The organism is Brevibacterium sp. H602, assembly GCF_051172395.1.
Classification (GTDB): domain Bacteria; phylum Actinomycetota; class Actinomycetes; order Actinomycetales; family Brevibacteriaceae; genus Brevibacterium.
Map to the genome: position 1 here is coordinate 67,496 of NZ_JBPIZD010000013.1, position 25,415 is coordinate 92,910.

General features: G+C 65.7%; 22 protein-coding genes. 11 read left to right on the forward strand and 11 right to left on the reverse strand.

Annotated features, from left to right (window positions below; translation table 11 throughout):
* Positions 1-3 precede the first annotated feature (3 nt).
* Together ACSBQT_RS11445 and ACSBQT_RS11450 are read right to left on the reverse strand one after the other, a co-directional pair.
* Complete coding sequence (locus tag ACSBQT_RS11445) at positions 4-2,607, reverse strand: AAA family ATPase (protein ID WP_435001788.1); 2,604 nt, start codon at positions 2,605-2,607, stop codon at positions 4-6.
* Entirely contained in the window at positions 2,604-3,737 is a 1,134-nt protein-coding gene (locus tag ACSBQT_RS11450) for a metallophosphoesterase family protein (protein ID WP_410710420.1), read from the reverse strand. Before ACSBQT_RS11450 ends, ACSBQT_RS11445 begins: the two co-directional genes overlap by 4 nt.
* Before the next feature lie 122 nt (positions 3,738-3,859).
* On the opposite strand from ACSBQT_RS11450, the gene ACSBQT_RS11455 reads away from it, so the two are divergent.
* The 3 genes from ACSBQT_RS11455 (at position 3,860) to ACSBQT_RS11465 (ending at position 7,952) form a co-directional block, all read left to right on the forward strand.
* Positions 3,860-4,684: an ABC transporter ATP-binding protein gene (locus ACSBQT_RS11455; protein ID WP_410710421.1), complete on the forward strand. Its 825-nt coding sequence runs from the start codon at positions 3,860-3,862 to the stop codon at positions 4,682-4,684.
* Positions 4,685-4,769: 85 nt separating this feature from the next.
* Positions 4,770-5,813 carry an ABC transporter substrate-binding protein gene (locus tag ACSBQT_RS11460; protein ID WP_410710422.1) on the forward strand — a complete coding sequence of 348 codons (1,044 nt, stop codon included), beginning with the start codon at positions 4,770-4,772 and terminating at the stop codon, positions 5,811-5,813.
* A gap of 3 nt (positions 5,814-5,816) precedes the next feature.
* Positions 5,817-7,952: an iron ABC transporter permease gene (locus tag ACSBQT_RS11465; RefSeq protein ID WP_410710423.1), complete on the forward strand. Its 2,136-nt coding sequence runs from the start codon at positions 5,817-5,819 to the stop codon at positions 7,950-7,952.
* Positions 7,953-7,955: 3 nt separating this feature from the next.
* On the opposite strand, the gene ACSBQT_RS11470 is transcribed toward ACSBQT_RS11465, so the two are convergent.
* Entirely contained in the window at positions 7,956-8,867 is a 912-nt protein-coding gene (locus ACSBQT_RS11470) for a LysR family transcriptional regulator (RefSeq protein ID WP_410710424.1), read from the reverse strand.
* Positions 8,868-8,931: 64 nt separating this feature from the next.
* Between ACSBQT_RS11470 and ACSBQT_RS11475 the strand changes: the two genes are divergently transcribed.
* The 7 genes from ACSBQT_RS11475 (at position 8,932) to iadA (ending at position 17,057) form a co-directional block, all read left to right on the forward strand.
* On the forward strand, positions 8,932-10,413 hold the full coding sequence (locus ACSBQT_RS11475) for a malate:quinone oxidoreductase (RefSeq protein WP_435001789.1): 1,482 nt from the start codon (positions 8,932-8,934) through the stop codon (positions 10,411-10,413).
* A gap of 210 nt (positions 10,414-10,623) precedes the next feature.
* Positions 10,624-12,186, forward strand: a complete 1,563-nt coding sequence (locus ACSBQT_RS11480; RefSeq protein ID WP_410710426.1) for an ABC transporter substrate-binding protein — start codon at positions 10,624-10,626, stop codon at positions 12,184-12,186.
* A gap of 2 nt (positions 12,187-12,188) precedes the next feature.
* A complete protein-coding gene (locus ACSBQT_RS11485) occupies positions 12,189-13,301 on the forward strand; it encodes an ABC transporter permease (RefSeq protein ID WP_410710427.1) in 1,113 nt (370 codons plus the stop codon).
* Positions 13,298-14,230, forward strand: a complete 933-nt coding sequence (locus tag ACSBQT_RS11490) for an ABC transporter permease (protein ID WP_410710428.1) — start codon at positions 13,298-13,300, stop codon at positions 14,228-14,230. The genes ACSBQT_RS11485 and ACSBQT_RS11490 overlap by 4 nt, the downstream gene beginning before the upstream one ends.
* A complete protein-coding gene (locus tag ACSBQT_RS11495) occupies positions 14,227-15,018 on the forward strand; it encodes an ABC transporter ATP-binding protein (protein ID WP_410710429.1) in 792 nt (263 codons plus the stop codon). The genes ACSBQT_RS11490 and ACSBQT_RS11495 overlap by 4 nt, the downstream gene beginning before the upstream one ends.
* Entirely contained in the window at positions 15,015-15,851 is an 837-nt protein-coding gene (locus ACSBQT_RS11500; RefSeq protein ID WP_410710430.1) for an ABC transporter ATP-binding protein, read from the forward strand. Before ACSBQT_RS11495 ends, ACSBQT_RS11500 begins: the two co-directional genes overlap by 4 nt.
* 51 nt (positions 15,852-15,902) lie before the next feature.
* Positions 15,903-17,057 (forward strand): beta-aspartyl-peptidase, encoded by a 1,155-nt coding sequence (gene iadA, locus ACSBQT_RS11505; protein ID WP_410710431.1) that lies wholly within the window; start codon positions 15,903-15,905, stop codon positions 17,055-17,057.
* An 85-nt stretch (positions 17,058-17,142) separates the two neighbouring features.
* On the opposite strand, the gene ACSBQT_RS11510 is transcribed toward iadA, so the two are convergent.
* Complete coding sequence (locus ACSBQT_RS11510) at positions 17,143-18,042, reverse strand: DUF6597 domain-containing transcriptional factor (RefSeq protein WP_410710432.1); 900 nt, start codon at positions 18,040-18,042, stop codon at positions 17,143-17,145.
* 18 nt (positions 18,043-18,060) lie between these two features.
* On the opposite strand from ACSBQT_RS11510, the gene ACSBQT_RS11515 reads away from it, so the two are divergent.
* Positions 18,061-18,483 carry a VOC family protein gene (locus ACSBQT_RS11515; RefSeq protein WP_410710433.1) on the forward strand — a complete coding sequence of 141 codons (423 nt, stop codon included), beginning with the start codon at positions 18,061-18,063 and terminating at the stop codon, positions 18,481-18,483.
* Between the two features lie 16 nt (positions 18,484-18,499).
* Here the strand turns inward: ACSBQT_RS11515 and ACSBQT_RS11520 are convergent, their stop codons facing one another.
* The 7 genes from ACSBQT_RS11520 to ACSBQT_RS11550 all read right to left on the reverse strand — a co-directional run bounded on the left by ACSBQT_RS11520 (position 18,500) and on the right by ACSBQT_RS11550 (position 25,373).
* Positions 18,500-19,096 carry a hypothetical protein gene (locus ACSBQT_RS11520; protein WP_410710434.1) on the reverse strand — a complete coding sequence of 199 codons (597 nt, stop codon included), beginning with the start codon at positions 19,094-19,096 and terminating at the stop codon, positions 18,500-18,502.
* A gap of 1 nt (position 19,097) precedes the next feature.
* Positions 19,098-20,636, reverse strand: coding sequence for a sodium/proline symporter (locus tag ACSBQT_RS11525; RefSeq protein ID WP_410710435.1), 1,539 nt, complete (start codon positions 20,634-20,636; stop codon positions 19,098-19,100).
* On the reverse strand, positions 20,633-20,839 hold the full coding sequence (locus ACSBQT_RS11530) for a hypothetical protein (RefSeq protein ID WP_167194909.1): 207 nt from the start codon (positions 20,837-20,839) through the stop codon (positions 20,633-20,635). Before ACSBQT_RS11530 ends, ACSBQT_RS11525 begins: the two co-directional genes overlap by 4 nt.
* 145 nt (positions 20,840-20,984) lie before the next feature.
* Positions 20,985-22,559 (reverse strand): molybdopterin-dependent oxidoreductase, encoded by a 1,575-nt coding sequence (locus ACSBQT_RS11535; RefSeq protein ID WP_410710436.1) that lies wholly within the window; start codon positions 22,557-22,559, stop codon positions 20,985-20,987.
* Between the two features lie 23 nt (positions 22,560-22,582).
* Positions 22,583-22,909 (reverse strand): hypothetical protein, encoded by a 327-nt coding sequence (locus ACSBQT_RS11540; RefSeq protein ID WP_410710437.1) that lies wholly within the window; start codon positions 22,907-22,909, stop codon positions 22,583-22,585.
* Positions 22,910-22,962: 53 nt separating this feature from the next.
* Positions 22,963-24,480, reverse strand: a complete 1,518-nt coding sequence (locus tag ACSBQT_RS11545) for an aldehyde dehydrogenase family protein (RefSeq protein WP_410710438.1) — start codon at positions 24,478-24,480, stop codon at positions 22,963-22,965.
* Positions 24,477-25,373, reverse strand: coding sequence for a dihydrodipicolinate synthase family protein (locus ACSBQT_RS11550; RefSeq protein ID WP_410710439.1), 897 nt, complete (start codon positions 25,371-25,373; stop codon positions 24,477-24,479). Before ACSBQT_RS11550 ends, ACSBQT_RS11545 begins: the two co-directional genes overlap by 4 nt.
* Between the last annotated feature and the right edge of the window lie 42 nt (positions 25,374-25,415).

Sequence of the window (25,415 nt, forward strand, 5' to 3'; positions counted from 1 at the left end):
GATTCAGCCCAGGCTGACGGTTTCGGCGCCGCCGATGGAGGCGAAGCGGTCGGGCTGACAGGTGAGCAGAATGACCTGGGCCGTGCGGCCGACATTGCCGAGGATGACGTTGAGGGCGGACAGGCGCTGCTCATCGGAGAAGCCGAAGGCATCGTCGAGGATGACCGGTGCTCCGGCTTCCGCATCGACGAGGGTGGCGACGGCGAGTCGCCCGATGAGCGCCAGCTGTTCCTTCGTCCCGCCCGAAAGCGCGTCGAAGGCCACGGTGCGTCCGTCGAGCGTGCGGGAGACGATTTCGAGATTCTCGGAGATCTCCACCGACAGTCCCTGACCGAAGATCACCCGACCCAGCTTCTCGATCGCCTCCTTGAACGGGGCGACGTACCTCCGCTGAGCCTCTTCCTTGTGTGCGAGCACGGTGTCGCGCAGCAGTCGGATCGCATTTGCCTGCCGCTGCATGCGAGCCTGCTTCGACCGAATGGACTCCACGTTCTGCTCTGCAGCTTTGAGCTTGTCGTAGATGCCCTCGGCCGCACGGTCATCGATGAGAGCCGAGAGCTGATCGACCTCCTGCCGGTCCTTCTCCTGCTGCTTCTGTTTGCTGTCGACGAGCTGGAGAGCGTTCTGCAGTCGCATCTCAAGAGTCTCGGGGTCGGCGGCCTCGTATGCGGAGCGTGCGGCAGCGGCTTCGTCCTCAGCCTGTGTCTGTGTCGCCGTGGCAGCGGTCAGTGCTTCGTCGAGGGACTCATCGGAGTTCGCTTCCCTGTCCATGCTCAGGCGGGTGCTGAGGTTCTGCAGCGTCGTCGCCGCCTGTTCGCGCGTCGACTGTGCACGCACGGCTGACACCCGTGCCTCATCCCGGTCGGTGCGAATGCGTTCGAGCACGGTCCTAGCCGTCTCGACCTGCGCGGTCGCATCGTCAACGGCTGCTGACGTCGATTCGACCAGTGCTTCGAGGTCGTCGATCGATGCGGCGGTTCCGGTGGTATCAGCGGGGTCCCCCGCCACGTGTTCGGCTCGGGTGAGCGCGGCATCGAGTCCGTCGCGGTCGTCGTCGCCGATGAGCACCCGCAGAGTCGATGAGGCTTCGGCCAGCACGGCCTCGGCATCGGTGCGCACCTCGCTGCGTTCGCGTGCCTGTTCTAGGGAGGTCACGCCGAGCCGGTCGAGTTCCGCGTCGAGAAAGGTCTGTGCGGAGTCGAGGGCCCGGTCGAGTTCGGCTGGTGACTGTCCCGGTCGCACAGTGATGTCGACGACGGAGTCGACGAGGATCTGCAGGTCCGAGGTGACGGCGAATTCCTCGGCGGACCCCTTGGGCACATCGGTTCCGTCGATGCTCACGGCGGTATCGCCGAGGCGGCGGGCGACGATCTGTGCGGCGGCCGCGGTCTTCGCGTTCTGCGCAATGCGCAGCTCGGTGAACAGTCCTCCGAGTTTCTCCACGTCTTTCGCGGTCACGGTGATCGACCCGATCGTCGCTTTCGCCTCGGCTGCTCTGCGTTCCTGGTCGCGGATGTCGGCCAGCCTCTTCCGCAGAGTGTCGACCTCTCTGCGTGCGCGGGCCCGAGCGAGATCGGCGGCTGCGGTCTTCGCTTCAACCTGAGCGGTGAGAAGTGCGGCCTGTTTGGCCTCGAGGCCCTTCTGCGCCTCGGCGAGAGACGAGTCCTCTTCCTGCTGTGCGGTCGTGACCGTCTTGAGTGCATCGTCGGCAGTCTTCACCGACTCTTCGGCCGTGGTGACCTCGGTGATGAGTGCCTGACGTCGGTCTCGCGCCTCCTCGGCACGCTGACGTTCTCTCTGTGCGACGCCCGCGCGTTCGAGAGCTCGATCGAGTTCGGCCTTGAGCCCGGACACGGACTGCACAGCCTGTTCAGCCTCTTCGCGTTCGGTCACGGCCGATGCCAGCTGAGTGCGCCCATTCGTCAGCCTCTCGGCTGCTCGGGCATGCCGGTCGACGAGCCCGTCCATATCGGCGCTGCGCGCCTTCAGTTCACGATGCTGCTCTTCGGCACCGGGGAGTTCTTCGGTGAGTCTGCGCAGCTCACCCGTCTCCTTGCCCTTTGCCGTGAAGAACCTCAGGTATTCGGTTTCGACTCTGTCGAGGAAGGCATCGTGGTCAGCCGGTTCCTCCCCGGCCTCGCCCAAAGCACCGTGCAGTGCCTTGATCTCGGCCAGGGAGGCCTGATCGAGGCTGCGTCCCTGAGCGACGTCGAGGGCGTCGAGCAGGTCGACATCGACGGTTTCGTCGAGGATCGCCAAGAACCGTTCGTGTGCTTCGCTGCCGCTGAGCTGTTCGGGGACGGGTTTGAGAACGCTCAGCTCGGTGAAGGGCTGTTTGATCCAGCGTTTGCTGTATCGGAGTTCGTAGTCCCCGGTGCTCAGGTGCAGTTCGACCTGCGGACCGACATCGGAGCCGACCGGTTGGGTGTCTTTGACGCTGGCCTTGCGGGAGCTGTCCTTGTCCTCGCGCAGCTGTGTGATGGCCTGATGGATCGAAGACTTCCCGACCTCGTTCGGGCCCTCGACGATCGTCACCCCGGAGCTGAAGTCGACGGTGGCGTCGCTGATGGCGCGGTAGTCGATGAGGCGGATGGAATGGAGTCTCATGAGCCGCTCCTGGCGAATCGAAAGAGCAGGCCGAGTGCGTCTTGGGCCGTGACTGCTGAGTCGTCGTCTGCTGTGGCTCGTGCGGAGAGCTCGTCAAGAGTCTCCTGCAGATATCCGCTCAGTCCGAGATCGGCGAAGTCGTCGTCGGCGGCGACGACGGCCAGGTCCATGTGCCGCTCCCAGAGTGAGACGAGCGCGAACAGGTCGGAGAAATGGTCGAGCTGTTCGTCGAGTCGGGCTTTCGCCGCCGTCGGCAGAGTGCCGCGCAGGATCAGCCACACCGCCGTGCGGTCCTTGTCGGGAACGGCATTCATCTGCTCTTCGAACTCGGTGACATCCTCGGCGGAGTTGAGGTCGGCTTCGATGACGGTGAAGGCCCATGTGCCGACGTGGATCTTCTCGACCTCGGCCCGGTGGGTGTCGGCGTCGATGTCGACGAGGAGCACGTTGCCCGGATCGGTCTCCCGCCGTGAGGTCACCTCCGGTGCTCCGGGGTACCAGATGCGGTCGGCGACCTCGAAGGTTGCGTGTCGGTCGCCGAGTGCGACGAACTGGGCACGGTCGTCGCGCAGCAGTGCCCGCAGATGGTCGGTGTCGATTGTGGCCAGCGATTCCCGATCGGGGTCGAGGACGCTCACGGCTCCGTGGCCGGCGATGATCCGGATATCACCGGCCGCCACCTCGGCGAGGTCTTTCGTCGCTGCGGCGACGAGATCCCCTTGGGGATGTTTGGAGGACCATGGGGCGCCGATGATCTCGACCCCGGGAACGACGGTGAAGGGGTCGCTGTCGCGCAGGACATGCACATGGGAGGGCACTCGCGAGGAGAAGGCTGGGGAGTCGTAGATCGATGCGGCGTCCAAGGGGTCGTGGTTGCCGGGAAGCAGCACGACCGGCACGGTGAACGCGTTGAGGACTTCGAAGGTCCGGGCGATGATCGCGCGGTCGAGCTGGTTGGTTTCGAACACGTCTCCGCAGACGAGGACGAACTCCGCGCCCGTCTCGGCGGCGAGCGCACCGATGCGAGCCACGGCATCGAGGCGTGCGCGGTGGAACCTCGGGCGCGCCTCGTCGCTGAGGTAGTGCGCGGTCATGCCGAGCTGCCAGTCCCCCGTGGCGATGAATCTCATCTGCTCCTCCTCGATCGGTCCCATCCTACGGTCGCAGGCCCACACTATCGGCAGGCGCTGACACAAGTGATCTGCACCACACACATACCCTCAAGCGTCGACTTAGGTTAGGCTAATCATTTGTGAACGCGATTGCACTGACTGCCACCGGCCTCAATCTGGGCTACGACCGCACCGAGGTCGTCCATGACGTGAGCCTGACGATCGTCCCCGGACGGGTCACCGCCCTGCTCGGACCCAATGGGTCGGGCAAGTCGACCGTCCTGCGCTCACTGGCCGGGCTGCACCCGATCACCTCGGGCGATGTCGTCATCACCGAGGCTGACGCAGACACTCCGTCGAGCACTCTGACGGCCAGAGAGTTCGCCCGGTTCGTCACCCTGCTGTCCCAGTCGCGCCCGCATCCGTCGGGTCTCAGCGTCCGTGAGATCGTCACCTTCGGCCGCCACCCGCACCGTAAGCGCTTCGCCGGGCTCACCGACGTCGATCGCGCTGCTGTCGATCGCGCACTCTCCCTCACCGGCACCATGGTGATGGCCGACCGTCCGGTCGACCAGCTCTCCGGCGGCGAACTCCAACGCGTCTGGTTAGCGACCTGTCTGGCCCAGGACACCGGAGTCCTCCTGCTCGACGAACCGACGAACCATCTCGACCTGCGCTACCAGGCGGAGATCCTCGACCTCATACGTGAACTCGCCGACGACCACTCCATCGCCGTCGGCGTCGTCCTCCATGACCTCGAACATGCCGCCACCGTCGCCGATCACGTGGTCCTGCTCGAACAGGGGCGCATCCGCTCGGTCGGCACCTGCGAAGACGTCTTCACCGCCGAGACGCTGAGCGAGGTCTACGGGCTGCCCATCTCGACCCGGATCGATGCCGACACCGGCCTGGTCCGGGTCGAAGCCCTCCACCGACGGACTCGTCGCCCGGCCGCAGCCCTCTGAGCGCACCACCCCACCTTCTGACAGTCACACCCAGAAATCGCACCACCTCATCTCCGATCGCCGATCGGTTCACAGAAAGAACACCATGACCAGAACTCCTCTGTCGCGCACCTCGTTCGCCGCCTTCGCCTCGGCAACGGCGGTCTGCGCACTGGCCCTGACCGGATGCGGCACCACCGATACCGACGCTCCTGCTGATGCGAAGGGACAGACCTCCGCATCGTGCACGGACGACTCGAGCCCCACCTCGGCGGATCCGGTCACCGTCACCGACGACACCGGCCACGAGATCGAACTGGACAAGCCGGCCGCGAAGGTCGTCTCCCTGGAATGGCAGTACACCGAGGATCTCCTCTCCCTCTGCGTCGATCCCGCCGCCGTCGCCGATGCGAAGGGCTTCACCACCTGGGACACGGCAGAGAAGCTGCCCGACTCCACCACCGACGTCGGCACTCGCCAGGAACCCAACGTCGAATCGATCCTGTCCGCCGATCCGGATCTCGTCATCATCGAAACGACGAACCGCAAGGACAAGATCGTCGGTCAGCTCGAGAAGCAGGGAATCCCCGTGATGGCGATGGCCGGCGCCGACGGGAAGGATCCCGTCAAGTACATGAAGGACACGTTCACCACCGTCGCCGAGGCGACCGGTCGCACCGAGCGCGCCGACACCGTCCTCGGAGATTTCGATGCGAAGCTCGAAGAATCGAAGAAGGCCATCGCCGAGGCGGACCCGGCCACCACCGAATTCGTCTACTTCGACGGCTGGGTCAACGGTTCGAACGTGGCGCTGCGTCCCTTCGGCCAGGGTTCGCTCATCGGCGAACTCGGCGAGGAGCTGGGCCTGAAGAACGCGTGGACCGGTGAGGTCGACCCCGCGTACGGCCTCGGACAGACCGATATCGAAGGCATCTCGAAGGTCGGTGACGCGAACTTCTTCTACACCGGGACCGAGGACCCTGAGTCCGAGGACTATGTGGAGCTGCTGAAGAAGAACGACATCTGGGCGAACATCCCCGCAGTGAAGGACGACCGCACCACGGCCTTCCCGGCAGGCATTTGGACCTTCGGCGGACCCAAGTCGTCCGAGCAGGCCCTCGACGCCTACGTCGACGCACTGACCAAGTAGACCGTGGCCTCTCCCCTGACCCGTCCGAACACCTCCCAGCAGACGGCTGCGGCACCGGAACCGACCATGGTTCCGGTCCGCGGCCGCGGAGTCGTCGGCGCCCTGTCGACCGCCGCCGCGCTGCTCGGCCTCGTTGCCGTCCTCGTCATCGCCTCCGCCTGGCATATCACGCAGGGAACCTCGGGCATCGGCATCAGGGAACTGTTCACGGCCGCGACCGACACGCTCTCCCCCGCCGAGGATGGCCCCAGCGCCCGTGACATCCTGCTGGGGTCCCGGCTGCCGCGCGTGGGGGCGGGCATCCTCGTCGGCCTCGCCTTGGGTGTGGCCGGCGCCCTGTTCCAATCACTGGCGCGCAACCCCTTGGCGTCGCCGGACACGCTGGCGGTCACCGGCGGTGCGTACTTCGCCGTCACCGTGGTCACCGCCTTCGGCATCGCGATTCCGATCTGGGCCTCGGGAGGGGTCGCCTTCCTCGGCGGCCTGCTTGCCGCAGCCCTGGTCCTCGGCCTGGCCGGAGGCGCGGGAGCGTCGACGACTCGTCTCGTGCTGGCGGGCACGGCCACGGCGATGGCGCTTCAGGCGGCGACATCGACTCTGCTCATCCTCTTCGCCGAAGAGACGACGAGTCTCTTCTCCTGGGGTTCGGGCACTCTCAATCAGCTCGATGGCAGCGCGGCCCTGCGCAGCATTCCCGTCATCGTCGTCATCGCCGGCGGTGCGATCCTGCTGTCGAGGCGTCTGGACCTGCTCGGGCTCGGAGACGACGCTGCCTCGGTGCTCGGGGTTCCGGTCAGGTCGACGCGGGCCATCGGGATCCTCCTCGCCGTCATGCTCACCGCCACTGCGGTGACCCTGGCCGGTCCGATCGGCTTCGTCGGCCTCTGTGCCCCGGTCATCGCCCGACTCCTCGCCCGCGTCGTACCGAGCCTCGGCCGTCATGCCGTGCTCTTTCCCGCCGCCGGTCTCATCGGTGCGATCATCGTCATCGTCGCCGATGCCCTGCTGCGCGCGATCGTCGGCGCCACCGAGGCGATCACGCTCCCGTCGGGAGTGACGACGACCGTGCTCGGGGCGATCGTCCTCGTTCTGCTGGCACGGTCGATGCGCACGGTATCACCGGCGGCGGCCTCCTCGGCGGCGAATTCGACCGTCGTCGGTCCGCGACGAGCGGCCCTCGTCATCGGCATCGGAGTCGTGGTCCTCGTCCTCGTCGCCGCGATCGGTCTGCTCACCGGGGAACGGTTCTACCTCCTCGGCGATGTGCTGCTGTGGTTCCAGGACCGGGCGGCACCCGTCATCGATTTCGCCTTCGATTCTCGGGCGCCCCGCGTCGCCGCTGCCCTGGCCGCCGGTGCCGCGCTGGGACTCTCCGGCACTCTCGTCCAGGCCAGTGCGCGCAACCCTCTGGCCGAACCCGGCCTGCTCGGCATCACCGGTGGAGCCGGGCTGGGTGCCGTCATCGTCGTCACCCTCATCCCCGGCGCCGGGGTCGGGCTCGTCTCTGCGGTCGGCATCGTGGGCGCCCTGGTCGCCTTCGCCATCGTCTATGGGCTCTCGTGGCGGGGCGGAATGAATACCGATCGTCTCGTCCTCATCGGCATCGGCCTGTGGTTCGGGTTCACCGCCCTGACCACGCTGTTCCTCGTCCGGGCGAACCCCTGGGACACGCCTGCTCTCTTCACCTGGCTGTCCGGATCGACGTACGGAAGGGCGTGGGCGGACATCGCTCCGGTCGCCCTCGCCCTGCTCGTCGCCGTGCCGCTGGCGTTCGTGTGGACGCGCGAGCTCGACCTGCTCGCCCTCGACGATGACACGCCACGGCTGGTCGGGGTTCCGCGTGAACCGGTGCGCCTGGCGGTGCTCATCACCGCGGCCGTGCTCGCTGCGGTGAGCGTATCGGCGGTCGGCGTCGTCGGATTCATCGGCCTCGTCGCCCCGCACGCTGCGCGCGCCCTGGTCGGCGCCCGTCACATCCGGGTCGTGCCCACGGCGATGCTGCTCGGAGCCGTGGGCCTCGTCGTCGCCGACGCCGTGGGGCGCACGGTCATCGCTCCGGCGCAGATACCGGCCGGTCTCATCGTCGCCCTCATCGGCGCCCCGTACTTCGTCTACCTGCTGGCACGCACCCGCGCGTGACCGTCAGTCCCCGCGCGTCCACGCGGCCGCGTGCTCGCGGATGAAGTCGCGCAGGCGCTCGACGACCCGACCGGGTCGGCGCACGGCCGAGCACAGCGCGATCTCACGGACATAGTCGAATCCGTCCAGAGCCACCTCGGTGATTCCGTCGACCGGACGCACCGCGGGCGGAATCAACGCCACCCCCATTCCGCGGCCGACGAATTCGCGGATCGTCGAGAACTCGGTGACCTCGATCTTCACCTCCGGCTCGAATCCGCCGGCCCGACACCAGCGGTCGGTCAGCACCCGCAGGTTGTAACTCGCAGGGGTGGCGATGAATGCCTCGTCTGCCAGCCGATCCAGGGTGATGCTGCGGACGCCTGCCAGCGGGTGCACCTCGGGCAGCGCCGCGATGATCGTCTGCCGTGCGAGCACCTCGTGGCTGACCTCGGGCGGCGGAGGAATGATGATCGCCAGATCGAGAGTGCCCCGCTGCAGATCAGCGACGAGCTCGGCACCGTGGGCCTGTTTGAGATCGAGGCGGATGCCGGGATGAGCCCGATTGAAGGCCGCAAGCAGGTCGGGAACCTCGCCGGCTCCCATCGTCAGCGGAAATCCGAACCGGATCGTGCCGTGCTCGGGATCGGCCGCCTCGGCGAGATCGACCAGCGCCGCTTCGATCTCCGTCAGCGGGGCACGCACCGCGGCCACGAGATCCAGTGCCGCCGTCGTCAGACCGATGGCGCGTCCGCGCGGAACAGTCAGCGGCACCCCGAGGTGGCTTTCGAGGGCGCGGATACGTCGGCTCATCGTGGATTGGGGTATTCCGAGGGCGGCGGCGGCCTCGGTCAGATGCCCGTCCTGATCGGCCAGTTCGACGAGTTCCCGCAGCGCCGTCGGCGGCGCCGTGCGGGAATCGGATGGTCGTTCCATATTCGGATGATACAGTTCCAACCGCTCATTGGACGGATGATTCATGGGGGCGCATGGTGAGAATATGACTGCGAACCCCAAGCACACCGACCAGCTGCCGGACGCCGATGTCGTCCTCATCGGCGCGGGCATCATGTCCGCGACTCTCAGTTCGATGCTGACTCTGCTCGATCCCGATCTGCGGATCCTCGTTCTGGAGCAGGCCGAGGACATCGCCGGAGAGAGCAGCGACCCGTGGAACAATGCCGGCACCGGGCATTCGGGGTACTGCGAACTCAACTACATGCCTGATCCTGCCGATGGCGCGAAACCGGCAGAGATCGCCGGACAGTTCCACCTCACCCGACAATGGTGGGCCCACCTCGTCCGACTCGGACTCCTCGACCCGGCGGACTTCATCCACTCGGCCCCACATATGAACCTCGTCTTCAGGGACACGGACGTCACCTACCTGCGTCGACGCGTCGACACCCTGAAAGCCGACCCGCTGTTCTCCGAAATGGAGTACACAGAGGATCTGGACACCATCGCCCGGTGGGCTCCCCTGACGATGGAGGGACGAGCCGACACGGAAGAGCCCATGGCGGCGGCCCGGCACCCGCGCGGCACCGACGTCGACTTCGGCGCTCTGACGTCGGCGCTGCTGAACATCGGGTCCACCGAGGTGCGCACGGGTCACACGGTGACCGGGCTCGAATCGCGCGCATCGGGCTGGACGGTCAGCGGTTCGACGCCGGCGGGACAGTTCGCCGTGCACGCGAAGACCGTGTTCGTCGGGGCCGGCGGCTTCGCGCTGCGACTCCTGCAGAAAGCGAGGATCCCCGAAGTCCGCGGCTACGCGGTTCTGCCTGTCGGGGCCGCCTTCTACCGGTGCTCGACTCCGGCGGTCGTCGCCCGCCATGATGCGAAGGTCTATGGTCAGGCCGATGTGGGCGCCCCGCCGATGTCGGTGCCGCATCTGGACCGCAGAGTCGTCGACGGCAAGGAGCATCTGCTGTTCGGTCCGTATGCGACCTTCAGCACGAAGCTGCTCAAGCACGGCCGCCTTACCGACTTCTTCGCGACGGTGCGGCCCGACAACCTGCACGTCATCGCGGCCGCCGGTCTGCAGAACCTCAGCCTCGTGTCGTTCCTCGTCAAGGAGCTCGCCGCCAGCCCGTCGCGGAAGTTCGCGCAGCTGCGACGCTATCTGCCGCTGGCCCGACGCAATGAGTGGACCCTGCTGCCGGCCGGGCAGAGGGCCCAGCTGGTCAAACCGGATCGGAAGAAGATCGGCGTCCTCCAGCAGGGCACCGAACTCGTCGTCTCCGCCGACGGCTCGATCGCGGGTCTGCTCGGGGCCTCCCCCGGCGCATCGACGGCGGTGCCGATCATGGTCGATCTGCTCAAGCAGGCCTTCCCCGCCCAATGGCACGGGGACTGGAAGTCCCAGATCGCCGAGGCGGTCCCCGACCTCGATCGCTCCGACTGGACCGCAGAGGCGGTCGCCCGCTCCCATGCCACGACCGATGAGGCGCTCGGTCTGTCCCCGGTCAGCCTCGGGTGACCCGCGCGGTCTTCCGCTGCGGGCTTGCCCCGCGTCGGTCGAGGAAAACAGCCACCGTCTGAAGCCGCAGATCTGAGATCTCATTTCGCGGCCCGGGACGTTGGCGGAAGTGCACAGTGGAAATCCTTCAGCTTTGTGGCAGGTTGAATTGCATGGGAGGCATTTCGACTCTAATGTGACTCACAACACTTACCGTTAGGGAGATCACACATGAGGCGTCTGACCCGCAATTTCGTCGCAATCTGCTCCACCCTCGCACTGACCGCCGGACTCGCCGCCTGCGGCAGCGGCTCCGACGAAGCAGGCGGCGCCGGCGACACGATCGTGGCCGAGACCGCCTTCAACCTCAAGACGATCGACCCGCACCGACAATTCGAATTCACCGGTTCGACGATCGACAGCGCCATCTACCAGACGGTTCTCGAATTCGAGGACGGTGACCTCACCAAACCGACCGATGGCCTCTGCTCCTTCGAAATGTCCGAGGACAACAAGGAGATGACGCTGACCCTCAAAGACGAGGATGCGAAATTCTCCAACGGCGACCCCGTCACCGCCGACGACATCGTCTTCTCCTTCGAACGGCTGCAGGGCATCAAAGGCAACCCTTCGTTCTTCCTCGACGGGGTCAAGGTGAAGAAGGTCGACGACAAGACGGTCACGCTCACCAGCGAAGAACCCAACCCTGCACTGCCCTACATCCTCCCCAACTCCTCGATCGGCATCGTCAATTCGAAGGTGGTCAAGGAGAACGAGGGAACCACCGATGAGATGGACGGAGCCGAACAGTTCCTCAATGAGAACTCGCAGGGCTCGGGACCGTACAAGGTGGAGAAGTACGACGCCGACAGCCAGGTCGTGCTGACCGCGAACGAGCACTACAACGGTCCGGAACCGAAGTACAAGCGAGTGGTCCTGCGCAATGTCTCTGCCGAGACCCAGCTGACCGACATCCAGTCGGGCCAGGCTCAGGTCGCCTACGACCTCAACGCCGATCAGGCGAAGCAGATCGATGAATCGATGGGCAAGATCTCCAGCCTGCCCTCGACTCGCAGCCTCTACATCTTCAACAACACGGATGAGAAGATCGGCGGCCCCGCAGCAGACCCGAACTTCCGCAAGGCCGTCATGGCGGCGATCGACTACGACAAACTCATCGATCTCGCCGGGAAGGGATCCCAGCGCATGGCCAGTCTCGTGCCGAACGAGTTCGTCGGCGCCGTCCCGAAGGACGAGGCTCCCGAACGTGACCTCGCCAAGGCGAAGAAGCTGCTCAAGGAGGCCGGCTACGACGGAGAGAAGGTTCCCTTCCACTACTCGAGTGATCAGGCTGTCAACGGAGTCGACCTCGCACAGCTGGCCGAAACCCTGCAGGCGCAGCTGAAGGAGGCCGGCATCAACCTCGATCTCAAACCTGCCCCGAGCTCGACTCAGCTCGACGGCTTCCGCTCGGCCAAACAGCCGATGGGCATCGGAACCTGGGGTGCGGACTTCCCCGATCCGACGAACTACAACGTTTTCATTCCCGGCGGCGACGTTGCCGATCGCGTGAACTGGAGCGCCGACCCGAAGCTGAAGAAGCTCGCGGACGAAGCGGCCAAGGCGAAGGGTGATGCGCGCGATGCCGCCTACGCGAAGCTGTTCAAGGCGACCACCGACACCGCGGTGTGGATCCCGCTTGTCCAGCCGGTCAGCACCGTCGCCGTCGGTTCGAGCATTGAGAAGTTCGTCTCCAACGCCGACATCTCGTTCGACTTCGCAAAGGCAGAGTGAGGATGGCGGAAGCCACCACAGCACCTCACGATGCTGATGCCGCGTCCGCAACTGCTGAGACGGACGCGGCGCAGCGAGTCAAACCGCCGAAGCTCCACCCTCTGCTCCGGTTCATCCTCATTCGGATCGGGATCTCGCTCATCCTGATCTGGGGCGTGACCGTGGTGACGTTCCTGCTCACCAACCTCGTGCCCACCGACCCGGTCGCCGCCATCCTCGGCGACCGGGCCGCGGCAGATCCCGAGATCGTCGCGCAGACACGGGAGAAGCTCGGACTCGACCAACCGCTCCTCGTCCAGTACTTCACGTACCTGGGCAATCTGCTGCAGGGAGATCTCGGAGTCTCCAATCAGACCCGCACACCCGTGCTCGCCTCGATCGGGCAGGTCTTCCCCGCATCGATCGAGCTCGGCATCGGGGCGATCCTCATCTCAGTGATCCTCGGACTCCTGCTCGGTCTGCTCAGTGCTCTCAAACAGAACAGCCTCGTCGACCACGCCATCCGCACCCTCAGCCTCATCGGCATCTCGGCACCGACATTCTGGATCGCCACCGTCGCCTACTTCGTGTTCTTCTTCAAACTTCGAGTCGTCCCCGGCGCCGGACGACTCGACCCGTGGATCACCCCGCCGCCGAAAGTGACCGGCCTCTACACGCTCGACTCCCTCTTGGCGGGACAGATGGCAACCTTCGCCAATGCGCTGGGCCACCTCATTCTGCCGTCGTGCGTGCTCGCCCTCTTCACCATCGGCCTGCTCACACGGTTCAGCCGCTCGAGCGTCCTCGACATCATCAGACTCGACTACGTCACCGCCGCGAAGGCGAAAGGGCTGCCGGCACGGACAGTGGTCTTCAAATACATCTTCCGCGGTGCGCTGGTCCCGATCATCACCGTCGTCGGTCTGGCATTCGGCTCCCTGCTCTCCGGAGCTGTGCTGACTGAGACCGTCTTCGCCTGGAACGGACTCGGCCAGTATGCCTACCGCGGAGCGACGACGCTCGACCTGCCCGTCATCATGGGCGTCGGCCTCGTCATCGGCATCGTCTATATCCTCGTGAACTTCATCGTCGACCTGATCTACGGCTTCGTGGATCCGAGGGTGAGGGTGAGATGAGCATCGGCACCCCGAAGCAACCCACCAATGCCCCCACCACCGAGGCGGTCCGCCGCGATCCCGTCGACCCCGGACTCAAAAGGTGGCAGATCCGCTTCCCGAAAGCCCTGCGCACTCCCCTGGGGTTCGTGGGCGCAGGAATACTCGCGCTCTGGCTGATCGCAGCGATCTTCGCACCGCTGCTGGCCCCGTTCGATGCTCTGGCGCAGAACTTTCCGAGGCTCTCGGCTCCCAACGGGGAGAATCTGCTCGGTACCGACACACTGGGCCGAGACGTGCTCTCCCGCATCCTCGTTGCCGCCCGCACCACCTTGCCCGCCGCGGTGTTCGTCGTCATCTGCTCGGCGCTGCTCGGCTCGGTGCTCGGTGCCATTGCCGGATACTTCGGTCGAGCCGTCGACGAGATCATCATGCGCATCGCCGATCTGGTGTTCGCCTTCCCCACGATCATCCTCGCCATGGTCATCGCAGCCGCCCTCGGCCCGGGCCTGAAGAACGCGATCATCGCGATCCTGCTCGTCTCCTGGCCGTCCTACGCGCGTGTCACCAGATCGCTGGTGATGACCGCGCGGGGCAGTGAGTACGTCATCGCCGGACGCCTGCTCGGATTCAGCGCGGGCAGATCACTGGCCCGCGAAATTGCACCGAACGTCATCTCTCCCGTCGTCGTGCTCGCCACCCTCGATGTCGGTTCGGCGATCCTCACCATGGCAGGACTGTCGTTCCTGTCTCTCGGTGCCGTTCCGCCGACCCCCGATTGGGGCGCAATGATCAGCGAAGGCGTCTCTCAGTTCGCTGCCTGGTGGATCGCCTTCTTCCCCGGCCTCTGCATCCTCACCATCGTCATGGCGTTCAACTTCATCGGCGACAGTCTGCGCGACACCCTCGATCCCCATACCGCCCAGGAAGTCGGTGAGACGACCTCATGAGCATGATCAGCATCAGAGACCTCAATCTGTCGGTCACTGCAGGCAAGAAGACCACCCACATCCTCAAAGACGTCTCGTTCGACCTCGAAGCAGGTCGCATCACCGGTGTGGCAGGTGCGTCTGGGTCCGGCAAGACCCAGACCGGTCTGGCCGTCATGGGACTCTCGCCCACGGGCGCGGAGCTGAGCGGAAGCATCGATTTCGACGGGGTCGAACTGGTGGGGATGCCTGCCAAGCAGCACAACCGCCTGCGCGGAGTGCAGCTGTCGATGGTCTTTCAGGATCCGGCCTCGGCGTTCCATCCCATGCTCACAGTCGGCGACCAGATCACCGACCACCTTCGACACCACCAGAAAGTGTCGAAGACAGCTGCCCTGGCCAAAGCCGTCGAGATCCTCGGCCGAACCAGGGTGCCGCACCCGGAGGAGGCGGTGAAGAAGTACCCGCACCAGTTCTCCGGCGGACAGCTGCAGCGAATCGCTTTCGCCTCGGCGATCATCTGCGATCCGAAGGTGCTCATCGCCGACGAACCAACCACAGCACTCGATGTCACCGTGCAGGCAGGCATCCTTCGGCTGCTGCGTGAACTCTGCGACGATCTCGACCTCGCCGTGCTGCTGGTCACCCACGACTTCGGAGTGCTCTCCTCGGTCGCGGACACCATCGTGGTCATGAAGAACGGAGTCGTCGTCGAAACCGGTGAACGGGAGGCGGTCATCACCGCTCCTCAACACGAATACACGCGTTCGCTCATCGAATCGCTGCCAGGAGCGGAGGTCTCCCCATGACGTCGATCGACCAGGCCCCGGCCGCCGCCACCGCTCACTCCCCCGCATCAGGTGCTCCGCTCCTGGAACTCGATTCAGTGGCATGCGAATACAAACTCGACGGCGGCGGCCGCTTCCGCGCCGTCAACGGAGTGTCTCTGCAACTGGGTCGCTCGGAAGTGCTCGGGCTCGTCGGCGAATCCGGCTGCGGCAAATCGACGCTGGCCAAACTCATCTGCGGGTTGGAGAAGCCGGCAGACGGCTCCATCACCTTCGACGGTCATCCGGTCAGAGCGCTCGGGTTGAAGAAGAGAGCGAAGGAACTGCTCGGCATTCAGATGGTCTTCCAGAACCCCTACGCGTCGCTCAATCCGCGCAGGCGGATCCGCGACCAGCTCGACGATGCGCTGGCGCTCAACCCTGACGGCACGTGGACCGTCGAATCGCTGTTGGAAGCCGTCGACCTGCCGGCCGACTCCGCCCAGCGCTATTCGCATTCGTTCTCCGGCGGACAGAGACAACGTATCGCCATCGCTCGGGCCCTGGCTGCAGGCCCGAAAGTGCTCGTCGGTGATGAGCCCATCGCCTCACTCGATGCGTTCCTGCAAGCACGGATCGCTCGCATGATGCGCGACCTCGCCATCGACTCCGGTGCCTCGATGATCTTCATCAGCCACGATCTCTCGGTCGTTCGCGATATTGCAGACAGGGTCGCAGTGATGGAAGCCGGACGCATCGTCGAAGTCGCTCCGACCGACCAGATCTGGAACGACCCGGAGCACCCGTATACGAAGAAGCTGCTGGCCGCGATTCCCAAGGTCGACGGCAAGGGGATCATCCCCGGCAGCGACTGACCTGCCGAGCAGCCGGCGGACGCGAAGCGGCATCGAAAGGACACGAGAGTCATGGTCATCCTGATTCGCGGGGCGGAGATCTGTGCGCCCGAACCGCTCGGAGTGCGCGACATCCTCGTAGAGGGCTCACGTATCGCCCACCTCGGCCAGGTGGATCGCGACATAGTCGCGCAACTGCCGGATTCGGCAATCATCGAGGCCGACGGGCTGACTGCCGTACCCGGTTTCATCGACCCCCATGTGCACATCATCGGAGGCGGAGGCGAAGGCGGATACGCGACGCGCACTCCCGAGATCGACATCGGCGACATCATCCGCGCAGGAGTGACCACTGTCGTCGGCTGCCTCGGCACCGACTCCATCACCCGCTCTCACCGCGGTCTCCTCGCCAAAGCACGAGGCCTCGAAGAAGAGGGCATCACGACCTTCGTCTACACCGGCAGCTACCAGCTTCCGGCACGAACCGTCACCGGTTCCGTCGCTGACGATATCGTCCTCATCGACAAGGTGATCGGGGCCGGCGAGATCGCCATCTCCGAAAGACGGTCGTTCCAACCGACGATCGAAGACCTCGCCGATATCGTCAGCCAATGCCATGTCGGAGGCCTGCTCAGCGGAAAGGCCGGTGTCACTCACTTCCACGTCGGATCGCATTCGACTCGGCTCGCGCCCCTTCTTCGGCTCCTCGACGATTATCCGATTGCCCCGCCCGCCGTGTATGCCACCCACATCACCCGTGATGACGAGCTCATCGCCGAGGCGGTCGACCTCGCGGCCAGAGGCGCCTTCGTCGACATGACCGCCGGAGCGTCCACCGTCGAAGCGGTGAAGAAGTTCGTCGAATTCGGCGGCAGTCTCAACCGGCTCACCCTGTCCTCGGACGCCAACGGCAGCCTGCCGAAGTTCGATGCTCAGGGACGCCTGACGGAACTGCAGGTGGCAGACCAGTCGACGCTGTTCGACCAGGTGTGGGCGTGCGCTGATTCCAGCGGCCTGCCTCTGTCGCAGGTCCTCTCGTTCGTCACCGCCAACACTGCAGACGCCTTGAAGCTCCCACGCAAGGGACGGATCCGTCCGGGCTGTGACGCCGATCTGCTGCTCGTCGACGAAAGGCACTCCATCGAGCACGGTTTCGCACTGGGCCGGCCGACCATCAGCAGGGGCGAGCTGCTGGTCAGAAGCACATTCGATCAGACGCCACGCTGAACCGGTACCGACCGCACCGACCAGACCGCTGAGGCGTTCGCCCGCCCGCGCGGCGAGGCCGGTGACTTGGTCGGTCTGTCCCCGGTCAGCCTCGCGTGACCCGCGCGGACTTCCGCTGCGCGTACTCGGCGGGGCTGAAACCGGTGACGCGAACGAAATCCATGCTGAAGTGCGACTGGTCGAACCATCCGAAGTGTGCGCCGAGGTCGGCCAGAGTTCCGTCCCACCCGCGGTCGATCGCTGCGACCGTGTCGATGATCCGCGCCCTGGCCAAGACCTTCTTCACTCCGACTCCGCAGAAGTCTGCGAATATCCGCTGCAGCGTCCGCTCACCGATATCGGCTCTCTCCGAGAGAATCTTCAGGCTCACGACTTCGGGATCGGACAGGATGTCGAGCACTCGTTTCAGCCGTTCGAACGACGGGGTCATCTGCGGCCGCCAGGACAGCAGCCAGCTTTCCACCGAAGCGGCGAGTTCGCTGAAGTCGGGCGCCCCGGATCTCTGAGACTGCGCAAACATCTCGGTCAGTCCGAGGTCGGCATCCAACCTCGGAAACCACAGTGCGGCAGGGACGGTCGAATCACGGATGCTCGCCGGCTTCTCCTCGGAGAATGCCAGTGTCGCACCCGGCTGAAAGTTCACGCCGAAGACTCCGCCGCGTCCGAAGATTCCCACATCGAAGCGCCGTTTGGTGACCGGACCGGTCACCCATGCCCCGGGGCCGTCCACGTGTGCCCGCCGGCTGTTGCCGAACTCGAAGGTCAGATGGATGGTCGGTTCGGACAAAGTCGCCGTCTGATAGCTCTCGCCCTCCGGCAGATCCCATTCGACGGCCCAATAGCGTTTGACGAAGGGGCGCAGGCGCTCGGCGACGACACGAACGGACGAATAGCGCGCATGCTCGAGCATTTCCCCCGGTTTGAGCACACGTCCGAAGAAGTGCTGCGGCAGTGACGCATTTTTCCTAGTGACGTCGTCGTCCATGGCACAAGAATGTCAGACATGACTGAAACACAGAAGACCGACACCGCGGCTGCCACCGCCGACAACTCCGCCACAGCACCTGTCGCCACTCTGGCGATGGTCACCCTCGACGCCCCGAACGCAGCCGTTCTCGGAGAGTTCTACTCCGCCGTCCTCGGCTGGCCCATCGCCTATTCGGACGAGAACTATGCGATGCTCACCGGCCCCTGCCATGCCCTGGGCATCGGCACGATCCCGGACTATCAGCGACCGAGATGGCCCGACGACGGACACAAGCAGTTCCACCTCGACCTCGCCGCCGATGACATCGAAGCGGCAGCCGATCGCTGTGTCGCACTCGGTGCCTCCCGAGCCGAACCGCAGCCGGGCGAGACCTGGGTCGTGCTCCTCGACCCGGCCGGTCATCCGTTCTGCATCACGGACGCCAAGAACTGGGGCTGAGCATCCCGGCTGTCGTTCAGCCGATCTCTCGGCTCCGCCCTGCCTTGTCCACCCGCACGATGTAGTGAGACCCGTCGAGACCATCGACGAGGATCGTCGCCGAATGCTTCTCATTCCCTCCGGTGACGATCCAGTTAGGTTTGAGCACACCGCGCAGACCGTCGGCGGGCGTGATGTCGATGCCCATCCCGAGTTTGACCGTCTTGACGACCTTCGCACGGGCCAATGATCGTGCGGTCCGCTCGGCCGCCCCCGGGCTCGGCAGCGGTCCCGCCTGCTCGCCGATCAGACTCGACCACTCCTCAGGGTCCGCGGAGGCGCCGCGAGGGGTGAAGTCCGCGATCATGCCCCGCCCGGACACCGCATTGACGAGCACGTCGATGCGCTGCCCCGGCCCGGCCGCACCCCGACGGAAGAATCCACGAGTGTGCACATCGAGGGCGGCCCACCAGAACGGATGGTGGACGATTCTCGCCTCGGCGACAGCGCCCGGGAGCTTGCGCTGGAAGGCTGCGAGCGCCTCGGCGGTGGTGACGTGCGGTTCCATTCGCACCGGATCCTCGACCTGCAGGTCCGGGCCGACCGGGTGCCCGGTTCCGATCTCAGCACTCATCTCAGGCGTCTTTCGGAACCTGACCGGCCAGGGAATCGTTCTGACCGGTGAGCATGTGCGCGGGAACCGCACCGATCTTGTCGGTCTCCTTCATGGCCTCAAGCACGTGGGCAGGCACCGGATGCGAACGCTGGGTGGCCAGGGAGACGAGGATGAGAGCCAGCGTCGAGCACACGATGCCGATTCCCATGGGGTCGATTCCGGTGACGTCGACGAGTCCGGTGAGCTGCCAGACGACGGAGGACACGGTGCCGGCGATCATCGAGGTGATCGCACCGGGCACGTTCGCCTTCTTCCACCACGCGGCGGCGATGTAGACGGGGACGAATGCGGCGCCGAGCACCGTGGTGGAGAAGATGACCACCTCGGCGACTGCGGGCGGATCGTTCACGGCGACGAAGTAGCCGATGATCGCCAGCACGAGGACGGTGAACCGCGAGACCCAGACGGACTGTTGGTCGGACATGTCCTTCTTGAAGAAGCGCTGGAACAGGTCCTGGCTGGCGATCGTGCCCGACTGCAGCAGCAGAGCGTCCGCGGTGGACATGATCGCGGCCATGATTCCGGCCATGACGATGCCCACGGCGAAGTCCGGCAGCACCGTGTCAGCGACTTGGAAGACCGCGAGTTCCGGGTTGTCCAGGGTCGGCAACAGGACGAGCGCCATGATGCCGACGATATAGGGGGCCGGGATGAACAGCAGGTTGAACCCGGTGGCGTAGAGGCTGGCGCGCCTGGCCACCGAGGGCCGCTTCATCGCCATATGGCTGACGTTGACGTGCGGCCAGCCCATATAGCCGATGGAGAAGACGAGGACGGCGCCGACGATGACTCCCCATTGGACGGATTCGATTCCATCGGGTCCCCACATGGTCAGCAGGTTCGGATTGATCTGCCCGACCGCCTCGTTGCCGGCCGTCCATCCGCCCACGGCCTGCAGACAGGCGATGAGGATCCACACCATGCCGATGAGCATGATGATCGCCTGCACGAAGTCGGTGTAGGCCACGGCGAGGTAGCCGCCGAGGAAGGTGTAGAAGACGATGACGCCGACGGCGATGAGCAGAGCCCAGGCGTAGGGGACGCCGGTGACCATCTCGAGGCCGCGTCCGCCGGCGATGAACTGGCTCATGACATAGAAGAAGATGCAGAACAGCGCGACCGGTGCGGCGATCGCGCGGATCCACTTCGACGGATACCGATGTTCGAGGTATTCGATCGATGTGAGCGATCCGAGGATCTGCGAGAGCTTGCGCATCCGCCGGCCCAGGATCGAGAGATTGAGGACGCCGCCGCCGATGTCACCCATCGCGTACCAGAGTGAGAAGTAGCCCTTCGTATAGGCCAGCGATCCCGCACCGAGGAACATGTACCCCGACATCGACGACGACTGCAGACGCAGAGCCGTGACCGCGGCGCCCAAGCTGCGGCCGCCCAGCAGATATCCCTCGCTGCCCTTCGACCCGATCTTGAGCGTCCACACGCCGATCCCGCCCATGGCGACGAAGTAGATGACGAGGAACCAGGTTTCGATGTTCATGCCGCTCCCCCGTTCCCGTTCGCCGAGGCGGCCCCGCCGTCTCGTCCGTCCGTGCCGTTCGCGGTTCGCGCCAGTGCCTGATCCTCGGCCACGTCCTCGGCCTTCCATCCGCGGGAGAGGAAGACGAAGACAAGGGTGTAGATCACCCAGATCGCAGGGATGCCGACAATGATGACGACCGTCGCCGTCGGGAGACCGAACACGTTGACCACCTCGTTGTGACGTAAGTAGAACAGCTTCTGTGAGTGAGATTACAACGTATCGCGAGAAGCCTGAGACTGCCGCACCGGGCTCGCATGGTGGGAAGTGCTGGTCAGACTCGAGTCCTTTCCCACCTGGTGCGCGGCGTCATTCGACGGTGAACTGGCGTTCGTGGAGTCCCGTCGCGGCACCGGGAATGGCGGGTCTGCGCTCCGAGGTCTGCACGTTTCCGTCCTGGTCGATCGCGCGGACGCTGACGGTATGCGTGCCCGTGCTCAGTCCCGTGTGCTCGCACCGCCACTGCCGCCACGTATCGGCGGTGAGTTCCTCGCTCAGTTCCGCTTCGGTCCAGTCCCCGTTGTCGATGCGCACCTGCACCTTCTCGATGCCGGTGTGCTGCGACCAGGCCATGCCTGCGGTGACGATTCGGTCGCCGCTCTTGGGCGTAACGGTGGCGCCGGGGCGGGGCACATCGATGCGGGAGGCCACCAGCACGGGTCCGTGGGTGGACCAGCCGCGGGTCGTCCAATATGCTTCCTTGTCCGCGAACCTCGTCACCTCGATATCGGTCACCCATTTCGTGGCCGAGACGTACCCGTAGAGTCCCGGGACGACCAGCCGGGCCGGGTATCCGTGGTCGCGTGGCAGGGCGTGGCCGTTCATGGCCACGGCCAGCAGGGCCGCCCGGTCATCGGTGAGCACTTCGAGCGGGGTGGAGGCGGTGAATCCGTCATCGGAGCCCGAGAGCACCATGTCCGCGCCGGCGTGCGGTTTCGCCCTGGCGAGCAGATCCCGGATCGGATAGCCCAGCCATTTCGCATTGCCGACGAGATCGCCGCCGACCTCGTTCGAGACGCAGGCCAGGGTCACATAATGCTCCTGGAGTGGAAGTTCGAGGAGTTCGGCCATGGAGATCGTGAACTCGTTCTCGACCATTCCGTGGACGCGCAGCATCCACGTTCCCGCATCGATCGACGGCGGGAACAGCGCCGTGTCGATGCGATAGAAGTCAGAGGTCTCCGTGACCAGCGGGGTCAGTCCGGGTACGTCGAGTTCGGCGCCCGCGGGGATCTCCGGCGCCGAGGCGGCCGGCCGTGGCAGGACGAGCTTCGTCACCGTTCCTGCCGCACTGCGCGCCAGTGTGGCCGCGGACTGTCCGGCCGCGACGGCGGAGATGCCGACCGCGCTCAGTCCCGCGGCCAGCCCGAAGAAGGCCCTCCGCCCGGGTCGGGTCGGAGATGACGTGGTTTCCGAGGGCGTGCCGGCCGTGCCTTGTCCGGCTCGAGTCGGAGCCTCGGCGAGGTGGAGGAGGACGAGGAAGGCTGCGGCCCCGGCGGCGATTCCGCCGAGGCTCGGCAGGGTGGCCACAAGCCCGGCACCGGAGCTGAAGCCGACGACGGCAGGCAGCAGCCCGAAACCGATGAGCAGGACGAGCGCCAGAGCGCGACGGCGAGCGCCGATCCACCCGATGATCGCACCGCACCCCGCCCCTCCTGCCACGATGGTGATGGCGAGGGCGAGTTTGTCGTGAGTGCCGAAGACCGCGATCGCGGACTTGATGAGCACGGTCGGCATCAGCGGGATGAGCGCCTGGCCGATGAGCAGAGCAGGGGCCGACGCCACGTCCAGGCTGCGGGCGATGAGTTCGGCCGCGCCGAAATAGATGAGCGTCGCGACGACCCCGGCGAGCACGGACGGCCACATGCGCTGAGTGCTCCCCACCAGACCCTCCGTCTCCCCCATGCTCAGGCCAGGTTTCGACGCAGGCGCACGGCCGCCTCGGTGAGGGTGCTGATCCGGTTCTCGCGATCGGGTTCGGGCAGGGTCTGCGCCGAACGAAGTCCGTGTTCGAGGAGGACGACGACCTGGTCCGCGAGGTTCTGATCTCCGAGTTCGGGGACCGGCCGGGCCTCGGATCCGATCCATGAGAATTCGGCCAGGGCCTCACGGATGACTGCACGTCTGCTCGACGCCGGTGGGGCCGCCTCGTCGAGTTGGGCAGTGGTCAGGGAGATGATTCGGATCCGCAGACGACGCACCTCGGTCTCGAGTTCCGCCGCTGCTGTGGTCATGGACCCATGATAGTCCTCAGGAGTGGCGGCCGCGGCGGAACTTCAGACGATGCTCAGGAGTCGGCGACCCATACGGTCATGGTCTCCTGATAGGTCTCCAGCGCTTCCGGGCCGTTGTCGCGGCCCCAGAATCCGGACTGTCGCATTCCGCCGAACGGAGTGGCTTCGGTGCCTTCGCTGTAGCCGTTGACGGCGAGCGTGCCCACGCGGATCCGGCTGGCCCACCATCGGACTCGGGCGATGTCCTCGCACCACACGCTCGAGGCCAGCCCATAGGGTTCGCCGTTGATGAGGTCGACGGCGTCGTCTCTGTCGGTGCGTCGCAGCAGCTGGGTGACGGGGCCGAAGATCTCTCCGCGGCCGAGTTCGCTGTTGTCAGGCACGTTCTCGATGACGGTCGGCGGGTACCAGGTGCCGGTGCTGGGGACGTCGGCACGGGTGTTGAGGATTCGCGCTCCCTTCTCCACCGCTTCGTCGACCCACGAGGTGATGCGGTCGCGCGCGCGAGCATTGATCACCGGTCCGACGTCCGTTTCGGCAGCGAACGGATCGCCGACGGTGAGTGCCTCGGTCGCGGTGATGAGTGCGGTGCGGAACTCGGCGAACCGCTCGTCATCGTCGCCGACGTAGATCACCCGCGAGGCGGCGGTGCAGTTCTGGCCGCTGGTGCCGAAGGACGCACCGGCGATGTCGGCGACGATGGCGGGAAAGTCCGTGGCGTGTGCGGAGTCGACGATGTAGCCGGCCCGTCCGCCGAGTTCGAGGGAGACCTTCTTGAGGTTCGACCGGGCCGAGGACTCGAGGAGGGACCTGCCGACGGGTCCCGAACCGGTGAAGGTGAGCACGTCGATGTCGTTGTGCAGGCCCATCGCGGCGCCGATGCCTGAGCCGGTGCCCGTGAGGACGTTGACGATGCCGTCGGGCACCCCTGCCTCGGTGGCGAGCCTGGCGAGGTGGAGGGCGCTGAGCGTCGAATCCTCAGAGGTCTTGACGACCATCGCATTGCCGGCGGCCAGCGCCGGGGCGACCTTCCAGCCGAGCATGGCCACAGGATAATTCCACGGCAGGATCGCACCGACGACTCCGCTGGGCACCTTCGTCACCCAGCCCCAGCCGTCAGGAATCTGCAGGTAGCGTCCGTCATCGCGGGAGATGAGGTCGGCGCTCAGTCTGAGGTTCGCGGCGACGTCGGGGACGTCTTCGTCGACGCTGCCGAGGGCGACCTTCCCGGCTTCGATGCCGTCGAGGTAGGCGATCTCTTCGGCATCGGCTTCGACGAGGTCGGCGAGGCGACGCAGCACTCGCGCCCGCAGCTTCGCGTCTCCTGCCCAGTCGGCCTCGTCGAAGGCCGTGCGCGCTGTGTCCACGGTGTCATCGAGCTGCTCGACGCTCGCCGCGGACAGGCTTCCGATCACTGTTCCGTCGCTCGGTGAGATGAGACCGATCTCGTCGCCGGTGCCGGTGACGGCGCGGCCGCCGATCCACTGTCCGAAGTCGCCGTCGATGATGTCCCGCAGCGCGGTTCGGCCACGGTCGATGAGGGTGCTGTCAGTTGAAGTCGTAGTGCTCATGCTGCGGGTTTCCTCTCCAGTTCGGCGATCGCGTCGAGCAGCGACGCCAGTGCTTCGGTGTCGGCGGTCGGCAGGGGTGGACGCACGGGTCCCTGTTCCCGGCCGGAATGGGTGAGCGCCCGTTTGATGAGTGAGATGAAGGCGGAGTCGCCCTCGATGAGTCCGAGGGCATGCCCGAGGCTTCTCCACAGGTCGACGGCTCCGGCCCAGTCACCGCTGTCGGCCAACTCCCACAGTCTCTGGCAGTGATCGGGCAGCAGCCACGCCGAGGCTGCCACCCAGCCGCTGGCGCCCTGGGCGAAGCCCTCGAGGGCGATGCCGTCTGCCCCGACGAAGATCTCGGTGTCGTCACCGAGGCGGTCGCGCAGCTCCCGGATCCGTGTGGCTTCGCCGGAGGTCTCTTTGACGCTCCAGAGTCGGCCGGTGTCCTGGAGGCCGGCGAGGTGGTCCGGGAGCAGATCGGTGCCGGTGGAGTGGGGATTGTTGTAGACCATGACCGGCAGTGCGGACTCGGTCAGCACCGGTCGCAGGGCGGCGATGACGGCATCGGGTTCGAGTCCGCCGTAGAAGGGAGGAGTGACCATGACGGCGTCGGCGCCCCAGCTGGCGGCATTCGAGATCTGGGCCGACATCTGCGCCGGAGTGTAGGCCATACAGCCGATGACCACATGCGCCCGGCCGTCGACGGCGGAGACGATGGTCCTGATCTGTGCCTCCCGCTCGGCGGCGCTGAGTGCCAGCGCCTCCCCCGTAGCGCCGAGGCCGAGAAGCCCGGTCACTCCTGAGGCGAGCACCTCCTCGATGCGACCGCCCAGGGCGTCGAGGTTCTGGTCTCCGTCGTCGGAATAGGGGGTCGTCGGAACGGCGAACACACCGCGCATCGGATTCGTCATCGAATCGTCCTCTCAGGCCATGAGGTCCTTGGACCGCGCTTC